The following is a 25964-nucleotide window of genomic DNA, read 5'->3' as shown; positions in this document are numbered from 1 at the left end:
CCATACCTAATAATGACCATAAATTGTAAAGGCCAACTTGTTGATGTATCAACCCCAAAAGTAATGGGTGTTTTAAATGTAACACCAGATTCTTTTTACGATGGCAGGAAATACAAGGATGAAGCTTCTATTTTAAAACAAGTAGCACAAATATTAAATGAAGGTGCTACTTTTATTGACGTAGGTGCTTATAGCTCCAGACCTGGTGCAGATCATGTTACCGAAAATGAAGAACTAAGTAGAATTCTACCAATTGTAAACTTAATTTTAAACGAATTTCCGGAAACATTACTTTCTATTGATACATTTAGAAGTACTATTGCGAAACGATCTATAGAAGCAGGCGCCGCTTTAATTAATGATATTTCGGCAGGACAATTGGATAACAACATGTTACCAACTATAGCTGAATTGCAAGTACCGTACATTATGATGCACATGCGCGGCACTCCACAAACTATGCAAGGATTAACGCAATATGAAGATTTGGTAAAAGACATCCTTTTCTATTTTTCTGAAAGAATTGCAGCAGCGAGGAATCTGGGTGTTATTGATATTATCATTGATCCTGGATTTGGATTTGCTAAAACTTTGGAACAAAATTTTGAGCTTTTAAATAAACTGGAATTATTTAAAATAATTGAAAAACCTTTACTAGTTGGTGTTTCAAGAAAATCTATGATTTACAAAACTTTAGAAACCTCAGCTAAAGACGCTTTAAATGGCACTACTGTTTTAAATACCATCGGTTTACAAAAAGGAGCTTCTATTTTACGTGTACATGATGTTAAGGAGGCTGTGGAAGCTATAAAATTGGTAGAGGCTTTACATTAAAAAACACCTCCCTTACTCCTTCCCTAAATAGAAAAGACACTCAAACTCTTAAAACTACAGACTTATTATATTGTAGCACAAAAAAGTAAAAGTAACAGTTTCCCCTCTAAAAAGAGGAGAATAAGGGGTGTGTAAAACGCAAAAAATGAAAATCTATTACAATCCAAAACTTAAGGAGCTCGCCAGACAACTTCGAAATAACTCCACCAAGTCTGAAATTAGACTTTGGACTTACCTAAGAAGAAAGCAAATGTATGGTTATGATTTTCATAGACAAAAACCAATTGACAATTACATTGTTGATTTCTTTTGCAATAAACTACAGCTAGTTATTGAATGTGATGGTTATTTGCATGAATTAATTGAAGTTTACGAAAAAGATGTAAAGAAAACCAGACGCTTAAATGAATTAGAGATTCATGTTCTAAGATTTTCAGATTATCAAATAATGAATGATATTGACAATGTTATAAGGGCTATAGAGGATTATATTTTTAAATTTGAAGAAAATGGATTTACACCTCCCTGACTCCCTCCTTCCGAGGAGGGACACTCATATTTTCAAAAATAAAAATATATATGATATTGAAAATCCATTAATGGTAAATTATTCGCAACAGTTTCCCCTCTAGAAAGAGGGGATTAAGGGGTGTGTAAAAATAAAAACACGTATTTAAAAAATGAAGTATAACATTATATCTCTAGTATTAGTAGTATTGTTTTATTCCTGCGGAAACGAAAGAGAACTGCAACTACCACAAATTAACAAGGCTGCTATTACCGAAATACAAGACGTCTCAGCTGCTTATTTATTTTACGATGAGACGCAACCTGATAGTGTTTTACTAAACCGTAAAAATCTAATAAGTACTACCAATTGGTTGGTAAATGTAGATAAGCGGTTAACTTTAAAACAAGCTATTCCTCACATCAAATTCTTACAAGACAAAAAGAAATCTTCCAGCCATAAAAATGAAAAGGCTAAAAATTATTTTACCTGTCATGACTTAAGTATTAACAACTTGGGTTTTTTGGAGTTTACAAGTACAAATTACAATGTTGAAAAGCCTAAAATAATTCCATCTGATATTTCAGATCTTAAACATTCAGGAAACATTCATACGGTTAATTTCGAACCTAATGAAGATATTTTCATTTCCCCAGGACACTCTCCAGGCATCAACATAGCAACAGATAAGAAAGAATTGACAAATGAAATTAAAAAACTAGACACTGTAAGGGGAAGAATCACTTTAAATTTCCATAAAAATTTAAAATTTGGAGATTATATACTATATAAATCGTTGTTATCTAATATAAATTTAAATCATTTATCAATCTCAAATCAAGAGTATCTGTATAATTAACCACAATTCCTTAAATTTACAAAAACCCATCAGCTATTGGATATCTTTAAAGACATTCTCAATTTTGAATTTGTAGATTACCTTGATGTCGTACTTGTGGCCCTTCTCCTCTACTACCTTTATAAACTAGTAAAAGGTACAGTAGCCATCAATATTTTTATAGGTATAATTATCATTTATGCCGCTTGGAAACTCACAGAATTTCTTGAAATGCAATTACTTTCAGGTATTTTTGGAGGATTTATGCGTGTTGGTATTATTGCCTTAATAGTAGTATTCCAACCAGAAATAAGGAAATTTTTATTAATGGTAGGTTCTACTAATTTTAGTAGGCGTCGTAAGTTTTTAAAACAACTTAAATTCCTAAAAACTGAAGCTACCAATGAAAGTGATGTGGACGCTATTATTTCTGCGTGTAATAAAATGAGTATGTCTAAAACAGGAGCTTTAATCGTTTTTGAACGCAATAATAATCTGGATTTCCTTTCAGAATCGGGAGACGAAATGAATATTAAAGTAACGCAGCCTATTATAGAAAGTATCTTCTTTAAAAATAGTCCGCTTCATGATGGCGCCATCATCATTAGTAATAATATCGTAAAAGCTACACGGGTAATATTGCCAGTAAATAACGAAAAAAGCATTCCGCAACGCTTTGGATTACGCCATCGCGCTGCTATTGGAGTAACCGAAAAAACAGATGCTTTGGCCTTAGCTGTAAGTGAAGAAACCGGACATATTTCCTATTTTAAAGATGGCGAATTTGTGGTATTTGAAGATACCATGGAGTTAACTAATATAATTAAGAAGGATTTAGCTTAATGGAGTGTAAAAACTGTGGTGTACCCTTAGTAGAAGAAAGTGATTTTTGCCATAACTGTGGTGCAAAAATTATTAGAAAACGGTTAACCCTAAAAAACCTGTTACAACATATTAGTGAAACTTTTTTTAACTATGACAACAAACTTTTAAAAACCATAGTTGATTTACTAAAACGACCTGAATTTGTTATTGATAGTTATGTAAAAGGTATTAGAAAACGTTACATAAACCCAATTAGCTTCTTTGGTATATCTTTAACATTAACAGGGTTTAGCATTTTTGTTATTAGAAAATTTTATAAAAACGCATTGGATGCTAGCCAATTCATGAAAGGCTCTGAAATGTACAACAATAAGGCATCTCAACAAATAATGGCTTCTTCTGGTGATTTCTCTTTAGATTATTCTTCTTTGATCTACTCGATAATGATTCCTGTTTTTGCATTTATTTCATGGGTGCTGTTCCTCAATAAACGCTACAATTATACAGAACATCTAGTTTCTTATATGTACAGTATGTCATTATATTCAATTTCATCGGTACTATTAGGTTTAATTGTTTTAGTAATACATGCCAATTTCTATATCACTTTTGGAATGTTATTTTATGTAGTAGCCATAAGTTATCATTGCTTTTTATTGAAGCGCTTGTTTAAACTTAGCATTGGAGAGTTGGCTCTAAAAACACTGTTATTTTTAATATGCTTGGCATTTCTTTTTGTAATATTTTCAGTAATCATTACTGTTTTCATTTTTGTAAGTGCTTATTTGGATGGAAGCTTAGAACAGATGATAGAAGCGCAAAAGGCAGCAAAAGGAGGTTAAGCTTACCTTTTTTATGTATTAAAGCATGTATTTAAAGCATCACTCCTTGAGAGTTTTGCAAGGTTTGTATCTCTAATCTTTGTTGATGTAGTTGGAGGTTATATTTTTGGTTATTTAATGAAATAAAAATGAATTGTAAAAACTGTAATAATACCTTAAGAACAGATTACAGCTATTGCCCTGATTGTGGAGGCAAGGTTGTAAGACAAAGAATTACTAATAAAAGTTTAGTTTACGATTTTTTAGAACGTTATTTTAATTTAGATAATACGTTTTTAAAAACCATTTCCCACATGCTTACAAAACCTGAGGAAGTTTGTGGTGGCTATATAAGCGGTTTACGAAAAAAGTATTTAAATCCAGTAAGTATGTTGGCTATTTCATTAACCTCTTCTGGATTTATTTTATTCTTAATGAAAAAAATAGCCTGGGAAAATATTGATTTCTCTAAAGTTAGTTATGCGCAGACAAGTTCTGGAGGTGCTGGAACAGAAAAAATTATGGCATCTACTATGGAATATAGTTCATTGTTGTTTCTATTCTACATTCCTGTTTTGGCTTTTGCGAGTTATGTGTTCTTTAATAAGAAAAATTATAATCTAGCCGAACATATTGTTACCGCAATATATGCGCTAACAACGTTTAGCATTATCTCTTCTATTTATGCCGTAATAATGCTACTTGCAAATCCTCAGTTTTATATTGATACAGCACTTATTTACTCCGTAGTTATGGTACTATTTTGTGTTTATGTAGCCTATAAAAATTCTCAAGACAAAAAAACGTCTTTACTTTGGCGCGTACCGCTATTCTTATTGTTTTTCTTAGTAGGTTACTTTGGTATATCTATACTAACCATAGGTGGATTATTACTAACTGGGGAAATCTCATTCCAAGATTTTATACCTAAAACCTAGTTAAGCCACCTCAGCTTCCTTCAAAAATTGTACCTCATATAAATTCTTGTAATACCCATCTTTCTTTTTAAGTAATTCATCATGAGAACCTTGCTCCACAATTTCGCCAGCATCCATAACAAGAATTTTATCTGCTTTTTTTACAGTAGCTAATCTATGGGCTATTACTATTGAAGTACGATCTTTTGTTATTTTATCAGTTGCATTTTGAATGAGCTGTTCAGAATAGGAATCCACAGAAGATGTTGCTTCATCCAACACTAAAATACTCGGATTGGTAACATACGCCCTCAAGAATGAAATTAATTGCCGCTGACCCGAAGATAACATCACACCACGCTCTTTAACATTATAGTGATACCCTCCAGGCAAACTACTTATAAATTCATGTACACCGATAGATTTAGCAGCTTCAATAACTTCTTCTTCAGAAACATCAGGATTGTTAAGCGTTATATTATTCAAAATCGTATCAGCAAACAAGAACACATCTTGTAACACTACTGCAATTTGCGTACGTAACGACGCTAAAGTAACATTACTTATGGCAATACCATCAATGCATATAGTTCCGTCTTTAATTTCATAAAAACGGTTCAATAAATTAATAATCGTAGATTTTCCGGCACCAGTTGCACCAACTATAGCAATGGTTTGCCCAGCTTTAACATCAAAAGAAATCCCTTTTAAAACAGGTTCGTCTTCAACATAATTAAACCATACATTTTTAAAAGCAATATCGCCTTTAAAATGTTCCGCTTTATGCGTACCGTTATCATCAATTTGTGAAGTAGTATCCAGCACTTTAAATACTCGTGTTGCTGCTACCATTCCCATCTGTAGCGTATTAAACTTATCAGCTATTTGGCGTAACGGACGAAATAGCTTTGGAATTAAAATGATAAATGCCATAAGCACTCCAATAGACACACTTTTATCGGCGATTTGTATCACACCAACATACCAAGCCACCAAACCAATAGTAACCGAAATGATAAATTCAGGAATTGGAAAATAAATAGAGTTGTACCAAATTGTTTTTAACCATCCTTTTTTATGGCGTTCGTTAATTTGTCTAAACTTTTCGTTTTCGATATCCTCACGAGCAAATAACTGTAGAATTTTCATTCCCGTTAAACGTTCCTGCACAAAGGAATTTAAGTTAGACACCTCAGTACGCACTTCTTCAAAGGCTTTCTTCATATACTTTTGAAACAACCTTGTAGCATAAAGCACAATAGGTAACATTACAAAAACAATCAAACTCAGTTTCCAACTTTTAAAAAGCATAAAACCACACACCACTAGCATGGCAAGCAAATCTTTGAATATTTGAAACAGCCCCTGACCAAAAATATCAGCAATACGCTCCATATCAGTTACCGAACGTGTAATTAACACCCCAACCGAAGAATTATCATAATACTTCATTTTAAAGCGTAATAAATGGTCAAACAATTTTACACGTACATCCTTTACCACATGTTGGCCTAACCAACTCGCATAGTATATAAAAACCAACTGAAACAGGAATTCCAAAATCAATGCCCCAATCATAATTACGATGTAGGTTAAAAACCCTTCGCTAATTTTGTCAGTTAATTTGGTATCTATGGCACGTTGTAACAATTCTGGTGTTGCTATCCCCAAAATGGCAATAATAATTACCGAAACAAAAACGATGGTAAACGTAACCTTATAAGGTTTTATAAATTTAAACAAGCGTTTAAACAGCGTAAAATCAAATATATTTTCTTTTTTCTTCTCCATTTAAAGCTTAATCGTTTCAGGATACACTACTTCTGTTAAATATAACCCATGTGCTGGTACAGAATACCCTGCTTCACTCCTATTTTTAGATTTTATAATGGTATGCAAATCCTCTACTGCAATCTTGCCCAACCCGATGTTTATCATAGTACCCACAATGGCACGTACCATGTTGCGTAAAAAACGGTCTGCCGTAATGGTAAATTGCACCTCGCCATCCCGTAAAAACCACTTGGCTTTCATAATATTACAATAATACGTTTTTACGTCGGTATGCGTTTTAGAAAAGCATTGAAAATCCTTATACTCAAATAAAATTTTAGCCGCAGCATTCATTTTATCCACATCTAGCGGTTGCTTTAAATAATAGGCATTACGGTTTGTAAACACATTTTTTTTTAAACTAATGCGATACAAATAACTACGTCTTGTGGCATCAAACCGTGCGTGAGCATAAGGTTTTACCTTAAAAATTGTGGTAATTGCAATATTAAACGGTAAAAACGAATTGAGTTTATACACTAAATCGTCGGTATCAAACAGCCTATCCGTATCAAAATGCGCAAACATTTGGGTAGCGTGTACGCCAGTATCTGTTCTACCAGCTCCCACCACCGAAATTTTGTCGCTCAACACCTTAGACAACCCATCCTCTAAAACCTCTTGTACCGTTGTAGCTTTAGGTTGTATTTGCCACCCGTGGTATCCGCTCCCGTTGTATGAAAGTTCTATAAAATATCGCAAAACACAATAATATATAATTGATGTTGAGATTCTGAAACAAGTTCAGAATGACAAAAAAGTGTCACTTTTCTAAAGCTGCAAAGATAGAGAGATTTATAGTTGTGATAAAGCGTGTTGTCTTAATTAAATATTAAAAAGTGGGCGTTACCCTCCTAAGGTCGGGTCAGGCTTTCACTAGTCGCTCTCTGCGAGGAGCTCCAACATGCCGTTCAATCCTTAACGCGGGTGTGTTTGCTAACTTATCGTTAAATCTGCTTAATCAACTTCTATCTTAGTTTTTAAAAACTCAAAGTATTTAGAATCCTCATCTTCAAAAATTTCCTCTCCAGCCATAGCATAAGCTTTAGTTAATTCATCAGCAGCCTTTTGTAAATTTCCATTTTCGTATTGGCATTGCCCTAATCTTAAATGTAAAAAAGGATTTCCTATTCCACCCGGACAATTCATTGCACTTCTAAAATTATCAGCACCATCTTTAAAATCCGAACTCAAGAAGTTAGCATCACCAATCGCTACTAACAACCAAGTGGTGGTTTCCCACTCAGTTTTGGGTTCTGGGATTAAATTATAAGCTTCCCAATATTTCTCCAAAGCTTTTTTGTAATTACCTATTTCGACATATTTATCTCCCTTTTTTGAAAGTTTTTCAATTTTGGAATACGTTTTATCGTCTAACTCAATTTCATTTTGTCCATAGACACTTAGTGAAAAAATGAATGCAATTATTATAAAAAGTTTGTGCATCTCTGTTCTATCTTTTTAGAAAATAAATTTACTCCTGTTTTTAGAGGCATATTTAAAATATAAGTCTTTCATAAAACCATCAGGATAATCCGAGAATTCACTATCCAATTTTTCCATTAGTTTTTCTGAATCTTCATTTGAAGTTTCGAAAAACCAACTTCCATCCTCAGGGAGTAATTCTATAGCTTGTTTTATAATTTCTGCCGATTTAATTGCTCCAATTTCATTAAAAGACGTTACCACTTGCTCTTGGTACTCTGGAAAACATTCTTGTAAAAAACTAAGGATATGATCTGCTTGCCCGGCATTTTCTATATGCATACAAAGAAATAAATTTAATTGTACAGTATTTAAAGACTGAGCATTTTTATTATACTGCTTCATAAGAATTTCATGCAATCCAACAGAAAAATCAGACCTATCATTCAATAAAAATAAACCTTCAACATCTCCATCTCTAACAATTTTGTCTCTTTTTGCGATTCTTTCAGTGACTTCATCAGTCATCCATGAAATATTATTTGTAGATTTCTTTTTGAATAGTTTGAAAATGTTTTTTATTACTTTCATTCATTAAAGATTCCCTGCAATGAGAAATTTCAAACTCCGTAAAGCATCTGAATTTACAAATTGTACTTTTCAATAAATTGATTCACTTTATCCTCAGGCCCAAAAAGAGTTTGAACGGTTTGATCTCCAGTATCAATAAAAACATACCGTTCCACAAGATTTGCATCTTTTGCAATAGTGTTCATCAAATTCAATACAACCTCAACATCATACCAATCTCCAATATCTTCGGGATAAATAATGTACACTCTATCATTTGCAGAAACATAAATTTTGTAATTAATGTTGTGACTTTTATCTACATCCGCATCCATCCATACATCAATTTCATTTAGTTTCCCATTACTATTTTTTATAAATTTAAGAATTAAATCATCATAGTCTACAGGTAGAATTCCTGGCTCTGCATCAAACCATAGATACAAATTAGAAACTGATAAAAGATCATAAGCATAATCAATAGAATCTTCAGTATTAGATAGTTTTTTTGCCTTTTCAATAATTTTGTTAGAAATAGGATCTGAAATAATTCCAAACTTATATAAATCATTGGCAACTGTTTCAATTGAGCCTTTGGTCAAATCATACTGTTTCAAAATAGACTCAACTAATAGCTTATTTTCAATGATATTATCAAGTTCAGAAAAATATTCAGTAGCATCCATAGAAACTAAGGTTGAAACAATCCTTTCTATTGAATAGTCATCATGTACTTCTCTTCCCTCAAACTCTGTTAATATTGTCTTTACTAAATTCTGACTTTTCGAAATTTTAAACAGTTCAGCCGCTGGTTGTAAAGCATCAAAAAACTTATCTTTATTTCTGAGAAATTTATAGACTAATTCTTTATGAGTTTTACCTTCAAGTTTTATTAGAGCAATTAATGCTTTTTCTTCTCTAACTTCATTCTTAATGAATCTTTTTGCGATTGGTATGAGTTTTTTGTTAGTCGATTCAAGTAATATTTCAGTTAGGCCAATCGCAGGATTTGTAGAAGACCAAGAGGTTTTCATTTCTTCAAATTTTTCTCTGGGAATAAGTTCTTGATTGTATATTGATAATGCAATTTCAAAAGCTTTTGATTTAGTCTCCAGTGTCCCGTTCTTAGCAAAACCAACTAAACCAGACATAACATAGTCATTTTCTTCAAAATCGAAATAGTCATCAAATATCAGTTTTTCAATATATTCCAATGTTTTCAAACTCTTCCCTTCCTTACCAAGCCAATATATCAATCTATTTTTATCCTTTGATTTTTTTAAAAGTAATTGTTCTTCAAAGACTTCAGGATATCCTTTTAAACCCATAAAACCAGACAATTGAATTACTGCTTTTTCATCTTCTGGTTTAGAAATATTGTTCAAAATTATTTTTATTAATTCGGGTTCGACTATTTGATACTGATCTGATTCATCATACCTTCTACTTAAATTAAGATATATCTCTTTCTTTGCCTGAGAATCTTGACTTTTTAAGGTTTTTATAATTAGTGGAACAACAGATTTATCTCCTGCCTTATACCTTTCAGGTAATGTTTTACTTTGACTTTCAGCTAACGCTTTTTTTCTTCTTTCAGAGTTTTTTTCAGATATGTAACTTTTAAGACTTTGAAGTTCATCAGAATTTGTAATTATTTCAATTTTTGAATTGCTCCCACCATATTTAGCTCGCTCTTCATTTTTCTTTTCTCTTTCGAAGAGTTCTTCCAATTCTTTATCGGAAATATTCCTTTTTTTTTGACTATTGCACGATAACACAAGAAATAAAAAAGTTATAAATAGAAGTCTTATTTGTCTCATTATTTGTCTCTAAATTATTTTTTAAATTTTTAGGTATATCTCCTATTAATCACTTTTAGAGTAGCTTAAGCTATAGCAGCCAAAAATTTTCATAAACTAGAAACCAAAATTAGTTCATGAAAATTTAACTCTAGAATTTACGACTCTTCCAATACTGTTTTCTAATTAAATATAACATAAATATTGTTACTTTTCGGCACCCAAAGTTACATCGACAATATCATTTCAAAACAAAAAGACTAACCCAACACCATTGAACTAGCCTTTTCACTCAAATTTTATACTGTAATTCTACATAGCAACCACCGTATCCCAAATACCTGTTTCAGCTGTGTTTTCAGCATAGGTTTCAAAATCAATAGCAGGTCGTCCTAAAACACGCTCCACATCATGAGATACCTCTTGGTTTTCTGGGTTACCTAGCACTTCTTTAAACAGATAGCCAAATAACCAAACATAAGAATCTGGCAGGCCTGCTTCTCGCATACCATCCTTAAAGGCTTCTATAGAAATTGGCACATATTGTATCTGTCTCCCACTCGCTTTTGCCATGATAGTTACCAATTCTTCAAAGGTGCGTTTTTTAGGGCCTGTAACCGTTATGGTTTTACTGTTATAGGTATCATCTGTTAAAACTTTGGTTACCACATCTGCGATATCATTAGCATCCACAAATGGAATTTTAGCTTCTGGCATTGGTAATGCTACCACACCGTTTAATACAAATTCTAAAAATGCACCTTCACTAAAGTTTTGATTAAACCATGAGGCTCTAACCAACGTATAATTTAACCCTGAGTTTGCTACTATGTCTTCACAGGCTTCAGCTTCTGTTTCGCCTTTACCCGAAAGTAATACCACTTTTTCTAAGCCTGCTTTTAAAGCTTTTTCTGTTAATGTAGTAATTGCGTCTCTAGATCCTGGCACTGCTAAATCTGGATAATACACAATATAAGCTCTATCCATATCCTTTAATACTGCATCATAAGTATCTGGATTTTCCCAATCGAATACAGGGTTTGTTTTGCGACCTACAACTCTAACGTTATGGCCTAATTGAGTTAAATTTTCTGCTACTCGGCGACCAGTCTTACCAGTACCTCCGATGACTAAAATGTTCTGTTTCATAATATTTGTTTTTAATGTTTCTATATATGTATTGTGTTTAAAAATCAGTTAATTGCTTTTAGTGTTCTTACATAGATTTTGGTATACCAATACAATACAGTAATGGTTATAAATTCTACCCCTATAATCCAAAACCCTAAATCGGTAAAAAACTCATAGTAACTACCACCATTGGGTATTATAAATACCAGTACGGTAATTACAGCATCTAAAACCATTGCTGTTAAGAAAAAGGCTTGTCCTACCCAATACCCATGAGTGTGTTTGTCTTTTCGGTAATAAAATCTTGCGCCATACCAAACCAGAGGCATAACCATAAGAAACAAAACCATATTAGCCTGTTGTTGTGCATCTTCTAATATTGGGATATAAAAAGATAGGTTGAACAAGCTCACACCAAAACCCCAAATAATTGTGCCGATAGTAATTGCTCTTAATAGTTTCATAATATTTGTTTTTAATAATGTTTATTTATTTGTTATAAAGTATACCTACTAGTAATAATGTAAATGCTGTGAAAGAGGTTATTGTACGTATCATGTGCCAAAAGTTCCAAGGACTTTCAAATGTTTCTCTTAAGCGCTTTACTTCTATAGATGATAAATCTTCTAATACCGCGTTTTCTAAAATAGTATTCAGTGGTACATTTTTAAATACCGTTATAAGCCCCACACCAATAAAAAATATAACTGCTGCACTAAGAAATAGCCAAAAAGTTGTTGTATTTGCTTTCCTGTATAAGTAAGTATTTAAAAATAATAGTACTACTGGCGCAAAGAATACTATGAGAAAACGAGGGTTTATAATTGCTCTATTCATGGCTTGAAACGATTTTAAGAAGCTTAAATCGTCTAATCTTCCTATACCTGGTGTTATGGCGTTAGACCATGTAAAACAAAGTCCTGCAGTTAGTCCTGTAAACAGTACACCTAAAACTAACACGATGAGTTTAAATTTTATTTCCATAAGTTTCATTTTGTGTGGTGCTAATCCACGTTAATAATTGTTGATATTCTGTACTATTGAGTTTTATTTTATTGCCTTTGGGCATGCGTCGTTTTATAAACACCTGCTTATAAATAGCATCCTTAAAAGCATTCATGTTTTCAGCGGTAAAAATACGTTTACGATTGCGCTTTGTATGGCAGATATTGCACTTGTTTTCAAGAATTGAAAATGCGTTGTTTGAAGTAGAATCTAGTTTGGTTTTTACCAAGTAGTTCGTATAAGCACGGTCTTGTTTGTAATCTTTTGATTTGATTGTAATGGACAGTATGAATACTAGCAACCATTTTAATAGTGTTATCATCTTTTTACAATGTTATTGTTTTGATGATACAAAGGTGCGAAGTGCTTACACTAGATTTTTGACACTATAAGACAACCTTTTGACATTTTAAGCCAAAGTGAGTTTTTTAATGTTTACTTCTAAATTCTGAAGGGGTTTGGTCTGTCCATTTCTTAAAAGCGCGATTGAAAGCACTCTGTTCGGAAAAACCCGTTAAAAAGGCTATCTCGCCTACACTATTATTGTGATCTTGCAGCAGTGTTTTAGCTATATGCTCTTGAGTTTTTTTAATTAAATCGCGATATGTAACACCTGCATCTGCTAAACGTCTGGTAAGTGTTCTATTACTCATAGCTAGGAGGCTGCTAATATTTTGAATACTAGGTATACCTGTTGGAAGCCCATCTTTAATAAGAGCTTCTACATCCTGAACGAATCTATTTCCTGGAATTTTAATCCCCTTGGTTTTTTCGTCAACTTGCATTAATAAGTAATTATTAATACTACTATCTGCTTTGGCGGTTCTTAATTGTAAGTCTGCTGTTTCATATGTAATAGCGTAATGTGGTGCATAAAACTCAATTGGACAATTAAAAGCAGCTGTATAACTGGTTAAATCTTTAGGAGGTCCATGTTTAAATGCCACTTTAATTGGTGCTATATCTTTTTCAGACATCGCTTGCAGTACTACTACAGTGGCTGACAAACTTGCTTCTGTAGATAATTCCATACCACGACGTTTGGCTTCTCTATTAAGATGTACATGGGATAGGTTTCCCTCTACTTCCACATGCCACATAAAGGTGTTGGATAGTAGTTTAAAATACCGCTCACTACGTTCAAAAATCTCTCCAACTCTAGAGCATGTACGCCATGAGAGTCCTAAAACGCCATAGTCTTCTATTTTCATTTGCTGGCCTACTCTTACTCCAAATCCCGGGCCGAGTTTATCATCTAACAATTCGTGTAATGCTAAAAATTCATCAGCTGAAATTACTTGTAATCCATCAATAGCATTAATAGGCGTGGGTAGATTCATAAAATCATCTCGAGACATACCCTCTCCAATGGCACAATTGAGCATTTTACGATATAGATGTATTGAAAAGTATTTCATTAATATAGAGATACAGAAAATTAGATACATTGTCTTATAAAGACTTATCTACATTTATAAAAATATTTCATTTTTTTATATTGAAAGACAACTCTTTGTGTTTTTTTAAAATTATAAGAAGATTATATATCAATATACTATGCTTCATTTAAATTTTGAATCTTTGTAACACTTATTAAGCACTTTAAAATGACGAAAATATTACTCCTTTCTGATACTCACAGTTACATAGACAATGACATACTAAAATATGTAAAACAGGCTGATGAAGTATGGCACGCTGGAGATATTGGCGATTTAAAAGTTACCGACGCTATAAAGGCTTTAAAACCGTTACGTGGCGTATATGGTAATATTGATGATGCAGAAATACGAGCAGAGTTTCCAGAACACAACCGCTTTATGTGCGAAGATGTTGATGTTTGGATGACACATATTGGTGGCTACCCTCCAAAATATAATATGCGAGTTTTTGAAGCTATAAAACTAAATCCACCACGGTTATTTATTTGTGGACATTCGCATATTTTAAAGGTAATGCCCGATAAAAAACTAAACCTTATACATATGAATCCTGGTGCGGTTGGCAAACATGGGTTTCACAAAGTGCGTACAATGTTACGTTTTACAATTGATGGTAAAAAAATTGATAATTTAGAAGTTATTGAGTTTAGCCGACGATAAAAAAAAGCCTTTCCCTACCCCCTTACCAGTTGGGAAGGGAACACTCTTATTCTGAGCAACTTTACTTAAAAACACCTCCCTCAATCCCTCCCTTTTAGGAGGGAAACACTTCAGTTTCCCCTCTAAAAAAAGAGGATTAAGGGGTATGCAAACATTAGCAAGTATGCTTCTACCATTTTCTAAACACTTACTTATGCGGATTAGCCCGCGTTAGGGATTGCAGCGGCATCCTTTTTGAGGCACGAGAAAAGATATAGCGGAAAGCCCGACCCGACCTTAGGAGGGTAACGTCCAACTTCTCAATACGATGCTCCTGCCCAGCATCACTGGAAGCAATACTCATTATAATTTACCTAAAATTTGTTTTAAGAGTTTGAGTATTTCCCTCCTTTGGAGGGAGTAAGGGAGGCTTTATATCCCGCTTTACAGCGGGATTAGTTCAACTTTCAATTTTTAATACGCTTTTCAAGCTTTTAAAAATTGAGTTTCACTAAAAAAGCCCAAGATCTTCACCTTGGGCTTACGCACTAATACTACTAAGATGTTAGGTTTAACGTAATCGATCTACAGATTTTACAAGATCTTCATCCTTTTTAATGGCTTTATTGGCCAAGGCCAAAAACACGATAGAAATAATAGGAAGAAACATCCCAATACCTTTCTCTGAAACCTCGGTTTCTCCAGATAAATTTAGAGATAGATACACGAAAAATCCTAGTAAAAAAAAGTTTAATATGATGTTAAGGCGCCCCAAAACAAATTGAAGCTTCCTGTTTTTAAACAAAAATATTGTGATGAGCGATAAGGCTCCTGATACTAAAAACGCTGCAAAATAAGGTAATTGATCTTTAGCAAAAACTGTAGCACCATCATTTGTAATCCATAAATGAAATACAAATATTAGCCCCAAAGCATTGGCTGCTGCTAATAATAAATATACCGTTTGTATGCGTTGTAACATGCTAATTTAATAATCTGGATGGCAAAAATAATAGTTTCTTTATTAATTTGACAGGTTAAATTAAAATAAAGTTGTATTATTGCAGTAATAATTCTCAACAATCGCTAGTTCAGATTGTTAATTCTTCAGAATAAAAAATCTATTTTTTTTCAGAGACTCAAATTTTATATTCAATACAATAGCATTCAATTAAACTTTCATGTTTGAAATTTCACAATTAAAAGAAAAAAAGCTTACAGATTTACAAGACATTGCTAAGCAATTAAGTATTCCCAAATTCCGTTCGATGAAGAAACTGGATTTGGTATATCAAATTCTAGACTATCAAGCTGCGAACCCAAAAGCAACAAAAGAAGCAGCGCCCACGCAAGATAAAAAAGCGGAACAACCTACTAGAAAACCTAGACAACGCGTACAAAGAGAGCAAAATAACGATGCTAAGCAAGAGCAAAGCTCCTCTGATAGCGCAAAAGAAAAAACGGTAGACGCTAAAACCCCTAGCGATAACCAAAAGCAGAATAACAATAATCAACAAAACAGAGGACAACGCGATAATAAACAGCGTAACCAAAGGAGAGATAATAACCACCAGCATAAAAACCAAAATCATAAAAACCAAGGTAATAATGGTAACAAGGATAATAGAAACCGTTATCGTGAGCCAGATTTTGAATTTGATGCCATTATTGAAAGTGAAGGTGTTTTAGACATTATGCAAGATGGTTATGGATTTTTAAGATCTTCAGATTACAACTATTTATCTTCTCCCGATGATATTTATGTATCTCAATCGCAAATTAGATTGTTTGGCCTTAAAAAAGGAGACACTGTTTTAGGACATGTACGCCCACCAAAAGAAGGCGAGAAATACTTTCCATTAATTAAGGTTAGTAAAATTAACGGTCAGGACCCTAATGTAGTGAGAGATCGTGTAGCTTTTGAGCACTTAACACCGCTATTCCCAGAAGAAAAATTTAACATTGCTGAACGCCAAAGTACAATTTCTACAAGAATTATGGACTTGTTTGCGCCTATAGGAAAAGGCCAGCGTGGTATGATTGTTTCTCAACCAAAAACGGGTAAAACAATGCTACTTAAAGACGTGGCTAATGCTATTGCAGCGAATCACCCTGAGGTGTATCAAATGATTTTATTGATTGATGAGCGTCCTGAGGAAGTTACAGATATGCAGCGTAATGTACGTGGGGAAGTAATTGCTTCAACTTTTGATAAGGAAGCGCATGAACACGTTAAAATAGCCGACATTGTTCTTGAAAAAGCAAAACGACTTGTAGAATGTGGCCATGATGTTGTGATTCTTTTAGATTCTATAACGCGTTTAGCAAGAGCTTACAATACTGTACAACCTGCTTCTGGTAAAATATTATCTGGTGGTGTTGATGCTAACGCATTACATAGGCCAAAACGTTTCTTTGGTGCTGCGCGTAACATTGAAAACGGTGGTTCATTAACCATTATAGCTACTGCGCTTACTGAAACTGGATCTAAAATGGACGAAGTTATTTTTGAAGAATTTAAAGGAACTGGTAACATGGAACTGCAGTTGGATAGAAAAATATCTAACCGTAGAATTTTCCCTGCTATTGATTTAACATCTTCAAGTACGCGTCGTGACGATAAATTATTAGATGATAATACCGTACAACGTATGTGGGTAATGCGTAAATATTTAGCAGACATGAACCCTGTTGAAGCTATGGAGTTCATTAATGACCGATTTAAACAAACTAGAAATAATGAAGAATTTTTAATTTCCATGAATGGATAATTAAGAAGCTGACTAACTCAAATTAACTATGGCCTCAACAAATTGTTGAGGCTTTTTTTGTGAGAAAAAAAATTAATTAAACCAACTTACTACTAATTCTAACTAATAGTTTTTCTTACATTTACACACGTTTAACTTTTTTAATAAACCACTATGGATTGGAAACCCATAGTTTTTAATCTATAACATAGTCAGGTTTCTCTCTATGTTAGAAATGACAATCAGTATTAAAAAAGATTTATAGAAACTAAAAGTAACTGCAATGAAAATGCGAGCTTTTAACCTTCAATCAAGTAATAAAACGAGTGTAAATTCTAAACTATTATTAAAATATGTTAAAAAACATTTTAACGACCATTGTATTTGGATTATTTATAATTATTAATTCTCATTCGCAAATAACATATGAAAAAGGTTATTTTATCAATAATCTTGATGATAAAGTAGAATGCTTAATTAAAAACTTAGATTGGGTAAATAATCCTTCAAAATTTACATACAAAATATCCGAAAATGACAAAGAGAAAGAGATAGGTATTGATTTGGTTAAAGAATTTGGTATCTATGATGTTTGTAAATATGTAAAAACTCAAGTAAATATAGATAGATCTGATGACAAAAAAAACAACTTGAGTTATACCAAAAAACCATCTTTTAGCAAGGAAACATTGCTTTTAAAAGTTCTACTTGATGGTAAAGCTAGTTTATATTTATACAGGAAAAGCAATATAGAAAAATTCTTTTTTTCCATTGAAAATGATGAAATAAAACAATTGGTACACAAACAATATTACACTTCACAACGTGAAATTGGCACAAATAACCAATTCAAACAGCAAATTAGAAACGCTCTAAAATGTTCTGAAATTAGTATCAGCACTATTAAAAACCTTAATTATAATACTAAAAGCTTATTAAATATTTTCAAAAAATTTAATAATTGTACACACTCAGAGTATATAGATTTTAATGAAAAGAAACAATCAAAAGATAATTTTAATTTATCTATAAGACCTCGAATAAATAGTTCTAAGCTTGTTAATTTTGAAGATTTAATCCCAGATTTTGAGGAGCATAATTTTGAGAAAAATCAAAACCTTGGAGTCGGTATTGAATTGGAGTATATTTTGGGGTTCAATAGTAATAAATGGGCTTTATTTATAGAACCTACATACCGTTTTTCTAGCTATGAGGGCAGGATAATTGTAAATCCATTCGACCTTATCATAGGTCAAGAAATATTGATAAATTTAGACTACTCCTCCATTGAAATACCACTAGGTTTAAGGCACTATTTCTTCTTCAATGAAAAGTCAAAACTTTTTCTAAATGCTGCTGTAGTCTTTGATGTAAATTTAAACTCCAAAGCATTTATTAACAACACTGAAACAGAAGTTAACAGTAGCCCTAATCTCGCTCTTGGTTTAGGCTATAAATTCAAAAATAAATACAGTTTGGAACTAAGGTATAATACACCTAGGCGTTTAAGCTTTCCTAATGAAACAGATGTTTTATTAGATCACAAAACAGTTTCTTTAATTCTGGGGTATTCTATATTCTAAGTTGTACAGAGTTACTTTAAGCTTCTTAGAATAAAATCCACCTTTTTGTTAGTATTCTTATTTTCTGCATAAGCATCCGTAATATGCTTTGGGGTAACAGCATAGCCTTTTTTGATTAACGATTGAATTTCTTCCACATATTCTAACGACACTTTTCCAGTAAGTAAAAGGCTTAAATCCTTTCCCGAATGGTAGTAATCGTAAATCTTTTTGAGTCCAGATAGGTATAAATAATCTTTGGTAAACCCTCCACCACGATGTGCTCTAAGCGTTATGTAAAATGCGCTTTCCCTCTCTAAATCGTAATTGTTATGTAATAATCTAAATGTCCTAGAGAAAGGATAACCTTTTGCTAAACTATCCACAGCAATAACACGATACGCTAATTCTTTAAGCCTTGTAACCGTTAAATTATTGCTCATATATTCTGAAAATACTGCTAATCCTTCTTGGGTTTCTTCGTTATTTGGAAAACCGTGGGAAAATATTTTTAGAGGGTGTAACAATCCATTCATAGTCGTTACCATATGCACTCCAATTTCATGATTGGTTAATACAGCAATCTCATTATCTGAATAGGTGTGGTTGGTATTTAAAACTAAGGTTTTAACATTATTCAACACCATGGCAATGGCTGAAATTTTATTTGAGAACTCTATAGTGTAACTGAAATCGTATTTCTTTGAAAACGCTTTAAAAAAGACTTCTGAATCTTTAGCGGAATACTTTGGTAAAAAACGGTCTTCGCCCCTGTTTTCATCTTCAAAATGTAAAATGAATTTAGCATTCTCTACGTCATTCTCTGTTGGTGTACCAAAACAATGCAAACTATTAAAATAAAAATGCTTGCCGTTACCAATGTTTTCAATACACTGAATTAAGCCTGAGTAGGCATAAATAATATCTTCATAAAGATTACGAATATCCTTATCTGTAATTTGCTCTAATGGTTGTGTAAATAGCTCACGATGCAGTTTAAACTTATCGAAATTGATATTTGGATATTGAAAAATAGGATCTGTTAAATACTTAGAGGCAAAAAAACGTTCTTTTTCTTCTTCAATATTTATGGGGTTTACGTAGCTTAACAATTCGATTTGCTTTACCAACATATCGATATTCTTATCAATTTCTAATAATACTTTTTGACTTGTGCTATTATCCACCATCATAATTTACGCTTTAAAAGCATTATAAACATATTGCGCATGTTTTGGAATTCGGGTTCTCAATTCTTCTTCTACAGTTTTAACTACTTCAGGAAAAATAACTTGCTCATATTCATCGCAATACACCTTAGCTATTTCGGTTGCCAAAACTAACGTGTTTTTAAAGTTTTTGGTAATATATTTCAAGAAATATCCGTTGCCTTGAAAAGTATCATTAATTTTTGAAGTAGATTTTATGCCATGAGGAAACTCAATTTCTGATAAACTATGCCTCCAATCCTCTATAACGCTTCCAAACCGTTCATTATCCACATTACTGGTACCTAAATTCCAAGTTGGTACTTCTCTATCCCAACGTTTCCAGTTGTAACTATGTATATCGTAAACCGTGCAAAATCCAAATTTTCTCTCTAGAGTTTCTATTAAAGCATGCGTCACCTTATAGAAGTTTGCATGTTTCCTTAAACTTTTAGTCTTCATGGCTTCAGAAAGAGATGCTCGCCATAATTTCTTACCCCAAGCAGTTTCAAAAACTGCAGCTTCTGGTGTACGATTTAAATCATATTCAAAACGAGAATCACAACCCGCAATAACAATAGGATGAGACTGTATCATGGTTTTCGTTTCAGGATCCTCTTCATACCAACGTTCATATTCTGTATGAATACAATTGTCCCAGAGTTCTTTTCTAAATTGATGCCCATCATGAATTGCAGCACAAGCATAAGGCACATACCCATCAATTTTTATGGTAAACGAATAATCGGAAGCTACAGCTTCAAAAGTGTCTCCTAACTTAATTTTTGATAATATTTCTGAAACTGATAACCTAAGCATCTTTTAAAATCCTTTTCAAGTTAGAATACACCGCTTTTTCCATGTCATCATACTTCCCATCCGCAAAAGCCATTAGTTTGATATCCGCAAATAGATCTGCAAAATCATTTCTGTAATAATCGTGTGCTCTAACTGCTTTTATAATATTTTGAATGCTCTTATAATCGTTATCTTTTTCAAATTGCTCGTAAACACGATGGTAAACATCCTTTTCAACTCTGCTCAAAATATATTCTTTCTCTTTCCAAGTATCGTTTAAATCAGAATGCGAAACATAAATCAATACATAAGCCAGCAACTCATCTTTCGTCCATGTTTCTGGTTGTTCCATGTTACCAGAAGTTAAAGCCCCATATTCCGTCCAAGAACCGTCATATACCGAAATATTTTTATATCCTGACATTTCAGCACCCAAAGCTAATACACAAGCTGTAATACCAGAGCCACAAGAAAAAATAATAGCATCGTCTTTTTCTGCGACCATGTACAATGCCTTTTCTATCTCTTTTTTTGACTTTAATTTACCATCTTCTAATAAATTTGTGAATGGTAAATTAACAGAATTTGGAATGGTACCACGTCTCAACCCTTCTCTAGGCTCTGGTACTTCACAATTAAATCGCTTTGAGGAACGTGCATCAATTATTTTATGACTTTGTGTTTTAGAAGCGGTAACTATATCATCAAAAAATTGCATGTAATCTGACTGAAGTTCCGCTTTAAAATTGCCCAAACTACCCTCATAGGGCTGCATATACTGCGTAGGTAAGTTGGATTTTTGCCACTCTGGAAATCCACCATTTAAAATTGCTATGTTTTTAAAACCAAAGGCTTTAAATAACCACCATACGCGAGCACTGGAATAAATACCTTTATCATCATAAACTACAATAGCACTATTATTATTTATACCTAAATTTCTAGACTCATTTTGGAATTGTTCCTCTGAAGGAAAAGCACTTGGGAACGGATTTGATGTATCACTAAATTTTGTCTTGATATTAAAAAAACGTGCTTTTGAAATCTGTAATGATAATGCATCAAATGTCTTGGCAATAGTACCATCCAGTACTATTAAATTTTCTGCTTCTAAATTATCATGAAGCCATTGTACTGAGACTACGGGTGTGGTTAGGGTAATATTCATTTTTTATCTTACAAAACCTGATTGGAAAAACCGCTGAAAAAGTTAATTTGCTATTTAAGCTTGTTTAAGCATCTTGAACCGCCTTACGCAATCGCGTTCGCCTATCAAAAGCTTGGAGTTTATCTAATACTTTCATTTCCAAAAAGTCAACAACCTTCTCTTCAATTTTAGTTTTCAGCTTGTATACCTTGTTTATATAGGTAATACCTCCTGGAGACATTACATTTACCTCTACTAATTTTCCTCCTATCACATCTATACCAACAAAATAAAGGCCATCATTAACCAATTTAGGTCCTATTTGCTTGCACAATGCTTTTTCTTCTTTGGTTAGCGTATGTTTTTGCACACTCCCCCCTGCAGAAACATTAGAGCGATGGTCATCACTTCCTGGAACGCGTTTCATAGCTCCTACTGGTTCTCCATTTAAAATTAAAATCCTCACATCACCTGCATCTGCCCCTTCTATATAATCTTGTAAAATCACATAACTCGATGAGCCATCTCTATTGGTTATATAAAAATCAAGTAAGGAGTTAATATTACTCATCGCCGATTTTTCAATAAGAATAACCCCAGATCCTCCAAAACCATTGAGTGGTTTCAAAATCATCTTGTCAGCCGCAGATTCCTTAATCTGTTTGATTAAATAACGTTTGCTTTTAGAAACATGGGTGGCAGGAATAATATTGCTATGTGCATCTCCAAAAGCTGCTGTGTATAATTTATTATTTGCTTCACGCATCCCTTGTAATGAATTCATAATAAAAACATCATCTTTAACAGAATCCAAAAAATTAAGCATGATAGGGTCTAGGGGTGGATTCGCCCTAAAAAATATTACATCAAAGCCAGCTAACGGCAACATCTCTTCCCTAATCTTCACTTTATTATAAAATGATTTTAAAGAAGATGGTGTTTTCTCCATACGACTTATCACTGAGCAATTTGCAGTAGTCACACTATTACGTATCGTTAAATCTGCGGGAACACACATGGCTACACCATGATTTCGTTTTACACATTCCTTAATAAGCGCAAGCGTTGTATCATTATCAGGATCAATATTTTCCCATGGATACATAATGAAACAAATATTCATGCTTTACTATTTTAAAAGTTATTAGTTCATTTAAAAATAACGAAAAAAAGCCGAGTATAAAACCTAGTACTGATTATTTAACCTCCTCGTAATGGTCGTCCCATTCCTTAGGCTTTGGTGTATGTAGCTTACCTAAAGATTTTGCCACTAGCATAGATACTGTAGCATCTCCAGTAACATTTACAACAGTTCTACACATATCTAAAGGTCTGTCTACAGCAAAAATTAGTGCCAATCCTATAGGTAATAACTCTGAAGGAAATCCAACGGACTCTAAAACGATAACCAGCATTACCATTCCAGCACTTGGCACAGCAGCACTTCCTATAGATGCTAGCAAAGCCGTGAGAATTATAACCATCTGGTTTGTAAATGTTAAACCTTCGGGCCAAATAACCTGCATGATAAATACCGCAGCAATCCCTTGATATAAACTTGTACCATCCATATTTACTGTGGCACCAACTGGTAAAACAAAACCAGAAACTTCTTTATCAACCCCTAAATGTTCTTCTACACGTTCCATAGTTACTGGTAAAGTTGCGGCACTACTACTAGTAGAAAACGCTAAAAGTTGAGCAGGACTTATTTGCTTTAAAAACCACATTGGTGATTTTTTAACAAAAGTACCCACTAACAATAAGTAAAAACATATCATTAAAATAAGACCAGCCAAAACGCAAAATGCATAAAACAGTAGCTTTATTAAAATCTCTGTATCATCAAATGCAATAATAACGTTTGCCAATAATGCGAATACTGCATAAGGTGCAAACAACATAATTAAGTCTACCATTTTCATGACGACTTCATTTAAAGTATCAAAAAAGTCTACTAGTGGTTTTGCTTTTTTCTCTCCAATTAACAACAAACAAATCCCCAAAAAAAGTGCAAAGAAAATAACTTGTAGCATTGAAGCTTCTGCAAAGGATTTGAATATATTACTTGGAAAAATATCCACTAAAGCTTGTAATGGTCCTGCATCTTTTTGCGCAGCAGCTTTTGTTAATTTATCTGTAACGCCTGCATCATTTGCATACTTAAGTTTTATCTTCTCAATAGTATCTTCAGGCATTCCCGTTCCGGGTTTTACAATGTTTACAATGCTTAACCCTATAATAATGGCAACCAACGTTGTACCAACATAAACAACGATGGTACGCAAGCCCATAGATTTAATTTTTGAAATATCCTTTAAATCTGATATGCCTTTTATAAGAGAAGCTAAAATTAAAGGCACTGCTATAAGTTTAAGAAGGTTTATAAAAATAGTGCCAAATGGAGATACCCAATCTGTAATAAAACCTTTTCCGCCATCTACACCATTCATTATAAAACCAAAAATGATTCCAAGAACCATTCCTATAATAATTTTCCAATGTAATGCTAGTTTCTTCATAAAATAACAGATTATAACTTATAAATATTAATCACTAAAAATCCATCACAATATATATAATTCCACACATTATTTACAACTTAACAAACCCTTTATTGTAATAATTTAAAATTTTAAAAAGAAAGAACACAATAGCACTACACCACATTGGGATTTACAGTGACCAAAGTTGCACACCTACTATAATTAATAAAAGAAATGATAAAACTATTTATAGGTTTTATTGATGAGATAAAAATCTGCTAACACCAATGCAGCCATAGCTTCTACGATAGGCACTGCTCTTGGCACTACACAAGGATCATGTCGCCCCTTACCCTGCATTTGCACTACTTTACCTTCTTTATCGATGGTTTCATATTTCTGGATTAAGGTGGCTACTGGTTTAAACGCTACATTAAAATATATATCCATACCATTACTTATACCGCCTTGTATACCTCCCGAATGGTTGGTTTTTGTAGAACCATCTGTATTAAAAGCATCATTATGATCGCTTCCATACATCGTGCTTCCGTGAAACCCACTTCCATACTCAAAACCTTTAACAGCATTTATGGATAACATCGCTTTTCCTAATTCGGCATGAAGCTTGTCAAAAACAGGTTCTCCTAATCCTACTGGAACATTTTTAATCACACAACTTACCACACCACCAACAGTATCTCCTTTACCACGAACCTCTTTAATGTATTGCTCCATTTTAGCCGCCATCTCTTGGTCTGGGCAACGTACAATGTTAGATTCTATTTGAGATAAATCGATATCCGTGTACGGTTTATCTAACTTCATAGTACCAACGCTAGATACATAAGCATAAATCTCTATACCTTTTAGCATTTGTTTTGCTATTGCACCTGCAACAACTCTACAAGCTGTTTCCCGTGCAGAACTACGTCCACCTCCACGATAATCACGAGTACCATATTTTTTATCATATGTGTAATCTGCATGACTTGGTCTGTAGCTATCCTTTATATGTGAGTAATCGTGTGATTTCTGATTGGTATTTTCTATCACAAAACCTATGGGTGTCCCCGTAGTTTTTCCTTCAAAAATACCTGAATAAAATTTTACACTGTCTGGTTCCTTTCGTTGTGTAACAATTGCAGATTGCCCTGGCTTACGGCGATTCATTTCATGTTGGATCTCATCTAAATCCAGCTCAACTCCCGGAGGACAACCATCAATTACGCCTCCTAAAGCAGGTCCGTGTGATTCTCCATAAGTTGTTACATTAAATAGTTTTCCGAAGGAATTTCCAGCCATTTCAAAAATTTTTTGCTAAAATAAGCCTTAGCCTTCAATTACGCTAATTTTCAATGGAATGAAAACACATCAATACATAACATTAAGGTAACATAAAGCTGATAATTAGTTAATTGATTCA

Annotated in this window: 26 protein-coding genes; 9 read left to right on the top strand and 17 right to left on the bottom strand. The window is 33.2% G+C overall.

Annotated features, from left to right (window positions below):
- Positions 1 to 12: 12 nt before the first annotated feature.
- The 6 genes from folP to JS605_RS14450 all read left to right on the top strand — a co-directional run bounded on the left by folP (position 13) and on the right by JS605_RS14450 (position 4764).
- Positions 13 to 834, top strand: coding sequence for a dihydropteroate synthase (gene folP, locus JS605_RS14475; protein ID WP_203258441.1), 822 nt, complete (start codon positions 13 to 15; stop codon positions 832 to 834).
- Between the two features lie 145 nt (positions 835 to 979).
- Positions 980 to 1363: an endonuclease domain-containing protein gene (locus JS605_RS14470; RefSeq protein ID WP_203258440.1), complete on the top strand. Its 384-nt coding sequence runs from the start codon at positions 980 to 982 to the stop codon at positions 1361 to 1363.
- A 151-nt stretch (positions 1364 to 1514) separates the two neighbouring features.
- A complete protein-coding gene (locus JS605_RS14465; RefSeq protein WP_203258439.1) occupies positions 1515 to 2201 on the top strand; it encodes a hypothetical protein in 687 nt (228 codons plus the stop codon).
- Positions 2202 to 2237: 36 nt separating this feature from the next.
- Positions 2238 to 3023, top strand: coding sequence for a diadenylate cyclase (locus JS605_RS14460; protein ID WP_203258438.1), 786 nt, complete (start codon positions 2238 to 2240; stop codon positions 3021 to 3023).
- Positions 3023 to 3847, top strand: coding sequence for a DUF3667 domain-containing protein (locus tag JS605_RS14455; RefSeq protein WP_203258437.1), 825 nt, complete (start codon positions 3023 to 3025; stop codon positions 3845 to 3847). Before JS605_RS14460 ends, JS605_RS14455 begins: the two co-directional genes overlap by 1 nt.
- A 128-nt stretch (positions 3848 to 3975) precedes the next feature.
- Positions 3976 to 4764 carry a DUF3667 domain-containing protein gene (locus tag JS605_RS14450; protein WP_203258436.1) on the top strand — a complete coding sequence of 263 codons (789 nt, stop codon included), beginning with the start codon at positions 3976 to 3978 and terminating at the stop codon, positions 4762 to 4764.
- On the opposite strand, the gene JS605_RS14445 is transcribed toward JS605_RS14450, so the two are convergent.
- The 10 genes from JS605_RS14445 to JS605_RS14400 form a co-directional block, all read right to left on the bottom strand.
- Positions 4765 to 6534, bottom strand: a complete 1770-nt coding sequence (locus JS605_RS14445; protein ID WP_203258435.1) for an ABC transporter ATP-binding protein — start codon at positions 6532 to 6534, stop codon at positions 4765 to 4767. It abuts the gene before it with no gap.
- Positions 6535 to 7278, bottom strand: a complete 744-nt coding sequence (gene truA, locus JS605_RS14440) for a tRNA pseudouridine(38-40) synthase TruA (protein WP_203258434.1) — start codon at positions 7276 to 7278, stop codon at positions 6535 to 6537.
- A 255-nt stretch (positions 7279 to 7533) separates the two neighbouring features.
- Complete coding sequence (locus JS605_RS14435; RefSeq protein ID WP_239000365.1) at positions 7534 to 8022, bottom strand: tetratricopeptide repeat protein; 489 nt, start codon at positions 8020 to 8022, stop codon at positions 7534 to 7536.
- Positions 8023 to 8037: 15 nt separating this feature from the next.
- Positions 8038 to 8592: a DMP19 family protein gene (locus tag JS605_RS14430; protein WP_203258433.1), complete on the bottom strand. Its 555-nt coding sequence runs from the start codon at positions 8590 to 8592 to the stop codon at positions 8038 to 8040.
- A 53-nt stretch (positions 8593 to 8645) separates the two neighbouring features.
- On the bottom strand, positions 8646 to 10391 hold the full coding sequence (locus JS605_RS14425) for a hypothetical protein (protein WP_203258432.1): 1746 nt from the start codon (positions 10389 to 10391) through the stop codon (positions 8646 to 8648).
- 291 nt (positions 10392 to 10682) lie between these two features.
- Positions 10683 to 11519, bottom strand: a complete 837-nt coding sequence (locus JS605_RS14420; RefSeq protein ID WP_203258431.1) for an NmrA family NAD(P)-binding protein — start codon at positions 11517 to 11519, stop codon at positions 10683 to 10685.
- A gap of 44 nt (positions 11520 to 11563) precedes the next feature.
- The gene (locus JS605_RS14415) at positions 11564 to 11965 is read right to left on the bottom strand and encodes a DUF5367 family protein (protein WP_203258430.1); all 402 of its coding nucleotides are present in this window, start codon (positions 11963 to 11965) and stop codon (positions 11564 to 11566) included.
- Between the two features lie 25 nt (positions 11966 to 11990).
- Complete coding sequence (locus JS605_RS14410) at positions 11991 to 12485, bottom strand: anthrone oxygenase family protein (RefSeq protein ID WP_203258429.1); 495 nt, start codon at positions 12483 to 12485, stop codon at positions 11991 to 11993.
- The gene (locus JS605_RS14405; RefSeq protein ID WP_203258428.1) at positions 12469 to 12828 is read right to left on the bottom strand and encodes a hypothetical protein; all 360 of its coding nucleotides are present in this window, start codon (positions 12826 to 12828) and stop codon (positions 12469 to 12471) included. The genes JS605_RS14410 and JS605_RS14405 overlap by 17 nt, the downstream gene beginning before the upstream one ends.
- A 106-nt stretch (positions 12829 to 12934) precedes the next feature.
- The gene (locus tag JS605_RS14400; RefSeq protein WP_203258427.1) at positions 12935 to 13924 is read right to left on the bottom strand and encodes an AraC family transcriptional regulator; all 990 of its coding nucleotides are present in this window, start codon (positions 13922 to 13924) and stop codon (positions 12935 to 12937) included.
- 189 nt (positions 13925 to 14113) lie between these two features.
- Here JS605_RS14400 and JS605_RS14395 point away from each other — a divergent pair, with 189 nt between their 5' ends.
- A complete protein-coding gene (locus JS605_RS14395; protein ID WP_203258426.1) occupies positions 14114 to 14608 on the top strand; it encodes a metallophosphoesterase family protein in 495 nt (164 codons plus the stop codon).
- Positions 14609 to 15158: 550 nt separating this feature from the next.
- On the opposite strand, the gene JS605_RS14390 is transcribed toward JS605_RS14395, so the two are convergent.
- The gene (locus JS605_RS14390) at positions 15159 to 15569 is read right to left on the bottom strand and encodes a DUF4293 domain-containing protein (protein WP_130938339.1); all 411 of its coding nucleotides are present in this window, start codon (positions 15567 to 15569) and stop codon (positions 15159 to 15161) included.
- A gap of 199 nt (positions 15570 to 15768) precedes the next feature.
- Between JS605_RS14390 and rho the strand changes: the two genes are divergently transcribed.
- Both rho and JS605_RS14380 read left to right on the top strand, forming a co-directional pair.
- Positions 15769 to 17358: a transcription termination factor Rho gene (gene rho, locus JS605_RS14385; protein WP_203258425.1), complete on the top strand. Its 1590-nt coding sequence runs from the start codon at positions 15769 to 15771 to the stop codon at positions 17356 to 17358.
- A gap of 332 nt (positions 17359 to 17690) precedes the next feature.
- On the top strand, positions 17691 to 18920 hold the full coding sequence (locus JS605_RS14380) for a porin family protein (protein ID WP_203258424.1): 1230 nt from the start codon (positions 17691 to 17693) through the stop codon (positions 18918 to 18920).
- A gap of 11 nt (positions 18921 to 18931) precedes the next feature.
- Here JS605_RS14380 and JS605_RS14375 read toward each other — a convergent pair whose 3' ends face one another.
- The 6 genes from JS605_RS14375 to aroC form a co-directional block, all read right to left on the bottom strand.
- The gene (locus JS605_RS14375; protein ID WP_239000364.1) at positions 18932 to 20092 is read right to left on the bottom strand and encodes a flavohemoglobin expression-modulating QEGLA motif protein; all 1161 of its coding nucleotides are present in this window, start codon (positions 20090 to 20092) and stop codon (positions 18932 to 18934) included.
- Between the two features lie 3 nt (positions 20093 to 20095).
- Positions 20096 to 20926, bottom strand: coding sequence for an N-formylglutamate amidohydrolase (locus tag JS605_RS14370; protein WP_203258423.1), 831 nt, complete (start codon positions 20924 to 20926; stop codon positions 20096 to 20098).
- Positions 20919 to 22073, bottom strand: a complete 1155-nt coding sequence (locus tag JS605_RS14365; protein ID WP_203258422.1) for a sulfurtransferase — start codon at positions 22071 to 22073, stop codon at positions 20919 to 20921. Before JS605_RS14365 ends, JS605_RS14370 begins: the two co-directional genes overlap by 8 nt.
- A 64-nt stretch (positions 22074 to 22137) precedes the next feature.
- On the bottom strand, positions 22138 to 23175 hold the full coding sequence (gene gshB, locus JS605_RS14360) for a glutathione synthase (RefSeq protein WP_203258421.1): 1038 nt from the start codon (positions 23173 to 23175) through the stop codon (positions 22138 to 22140).
- 73 nt (positions 23176 to 23248) lie between these two features.
- Complete coding sequence (locus JS605_RS14355; RefSeq protein WP_203258420.1) at positions 23249 to 24574, bottom strand: dicarboxylate/amino acid:cation symporter; 1326 nt, start codon at positions 24572 to 24574, stop codon at positions 23249 to 23251.
- Positions 24575 to 24781: 207 nt separating this feature from the next.
- Complete coding sequence (gene aroC / locus JS605_RS14350) at positions 24782 to 25843, bottom strand: chorismate synthase (RefSeq protein WP_203258419.1); 1062 nt, start codon at positions 25841 to 25843, stop codon at positions 24782 to 24784.
- Between the last annotated feature and the right edge of the window lie 121 nt (positions 25844 to 25964).

The sequence above is a fragment of the Hyunsoonleella ulvae genome (assembly GCF_016827605.1).
GTDB lineage: Bacteria > Bacteroidota > Bacteroidia > Flavobacteriales > Flavobacteriaceae > Jejuia > Jejuia ulvae.
Note: the sequence above shows the minus strand (reverse complement) of the source record. Positions and strands in the feature narration are given on the sequence as shown.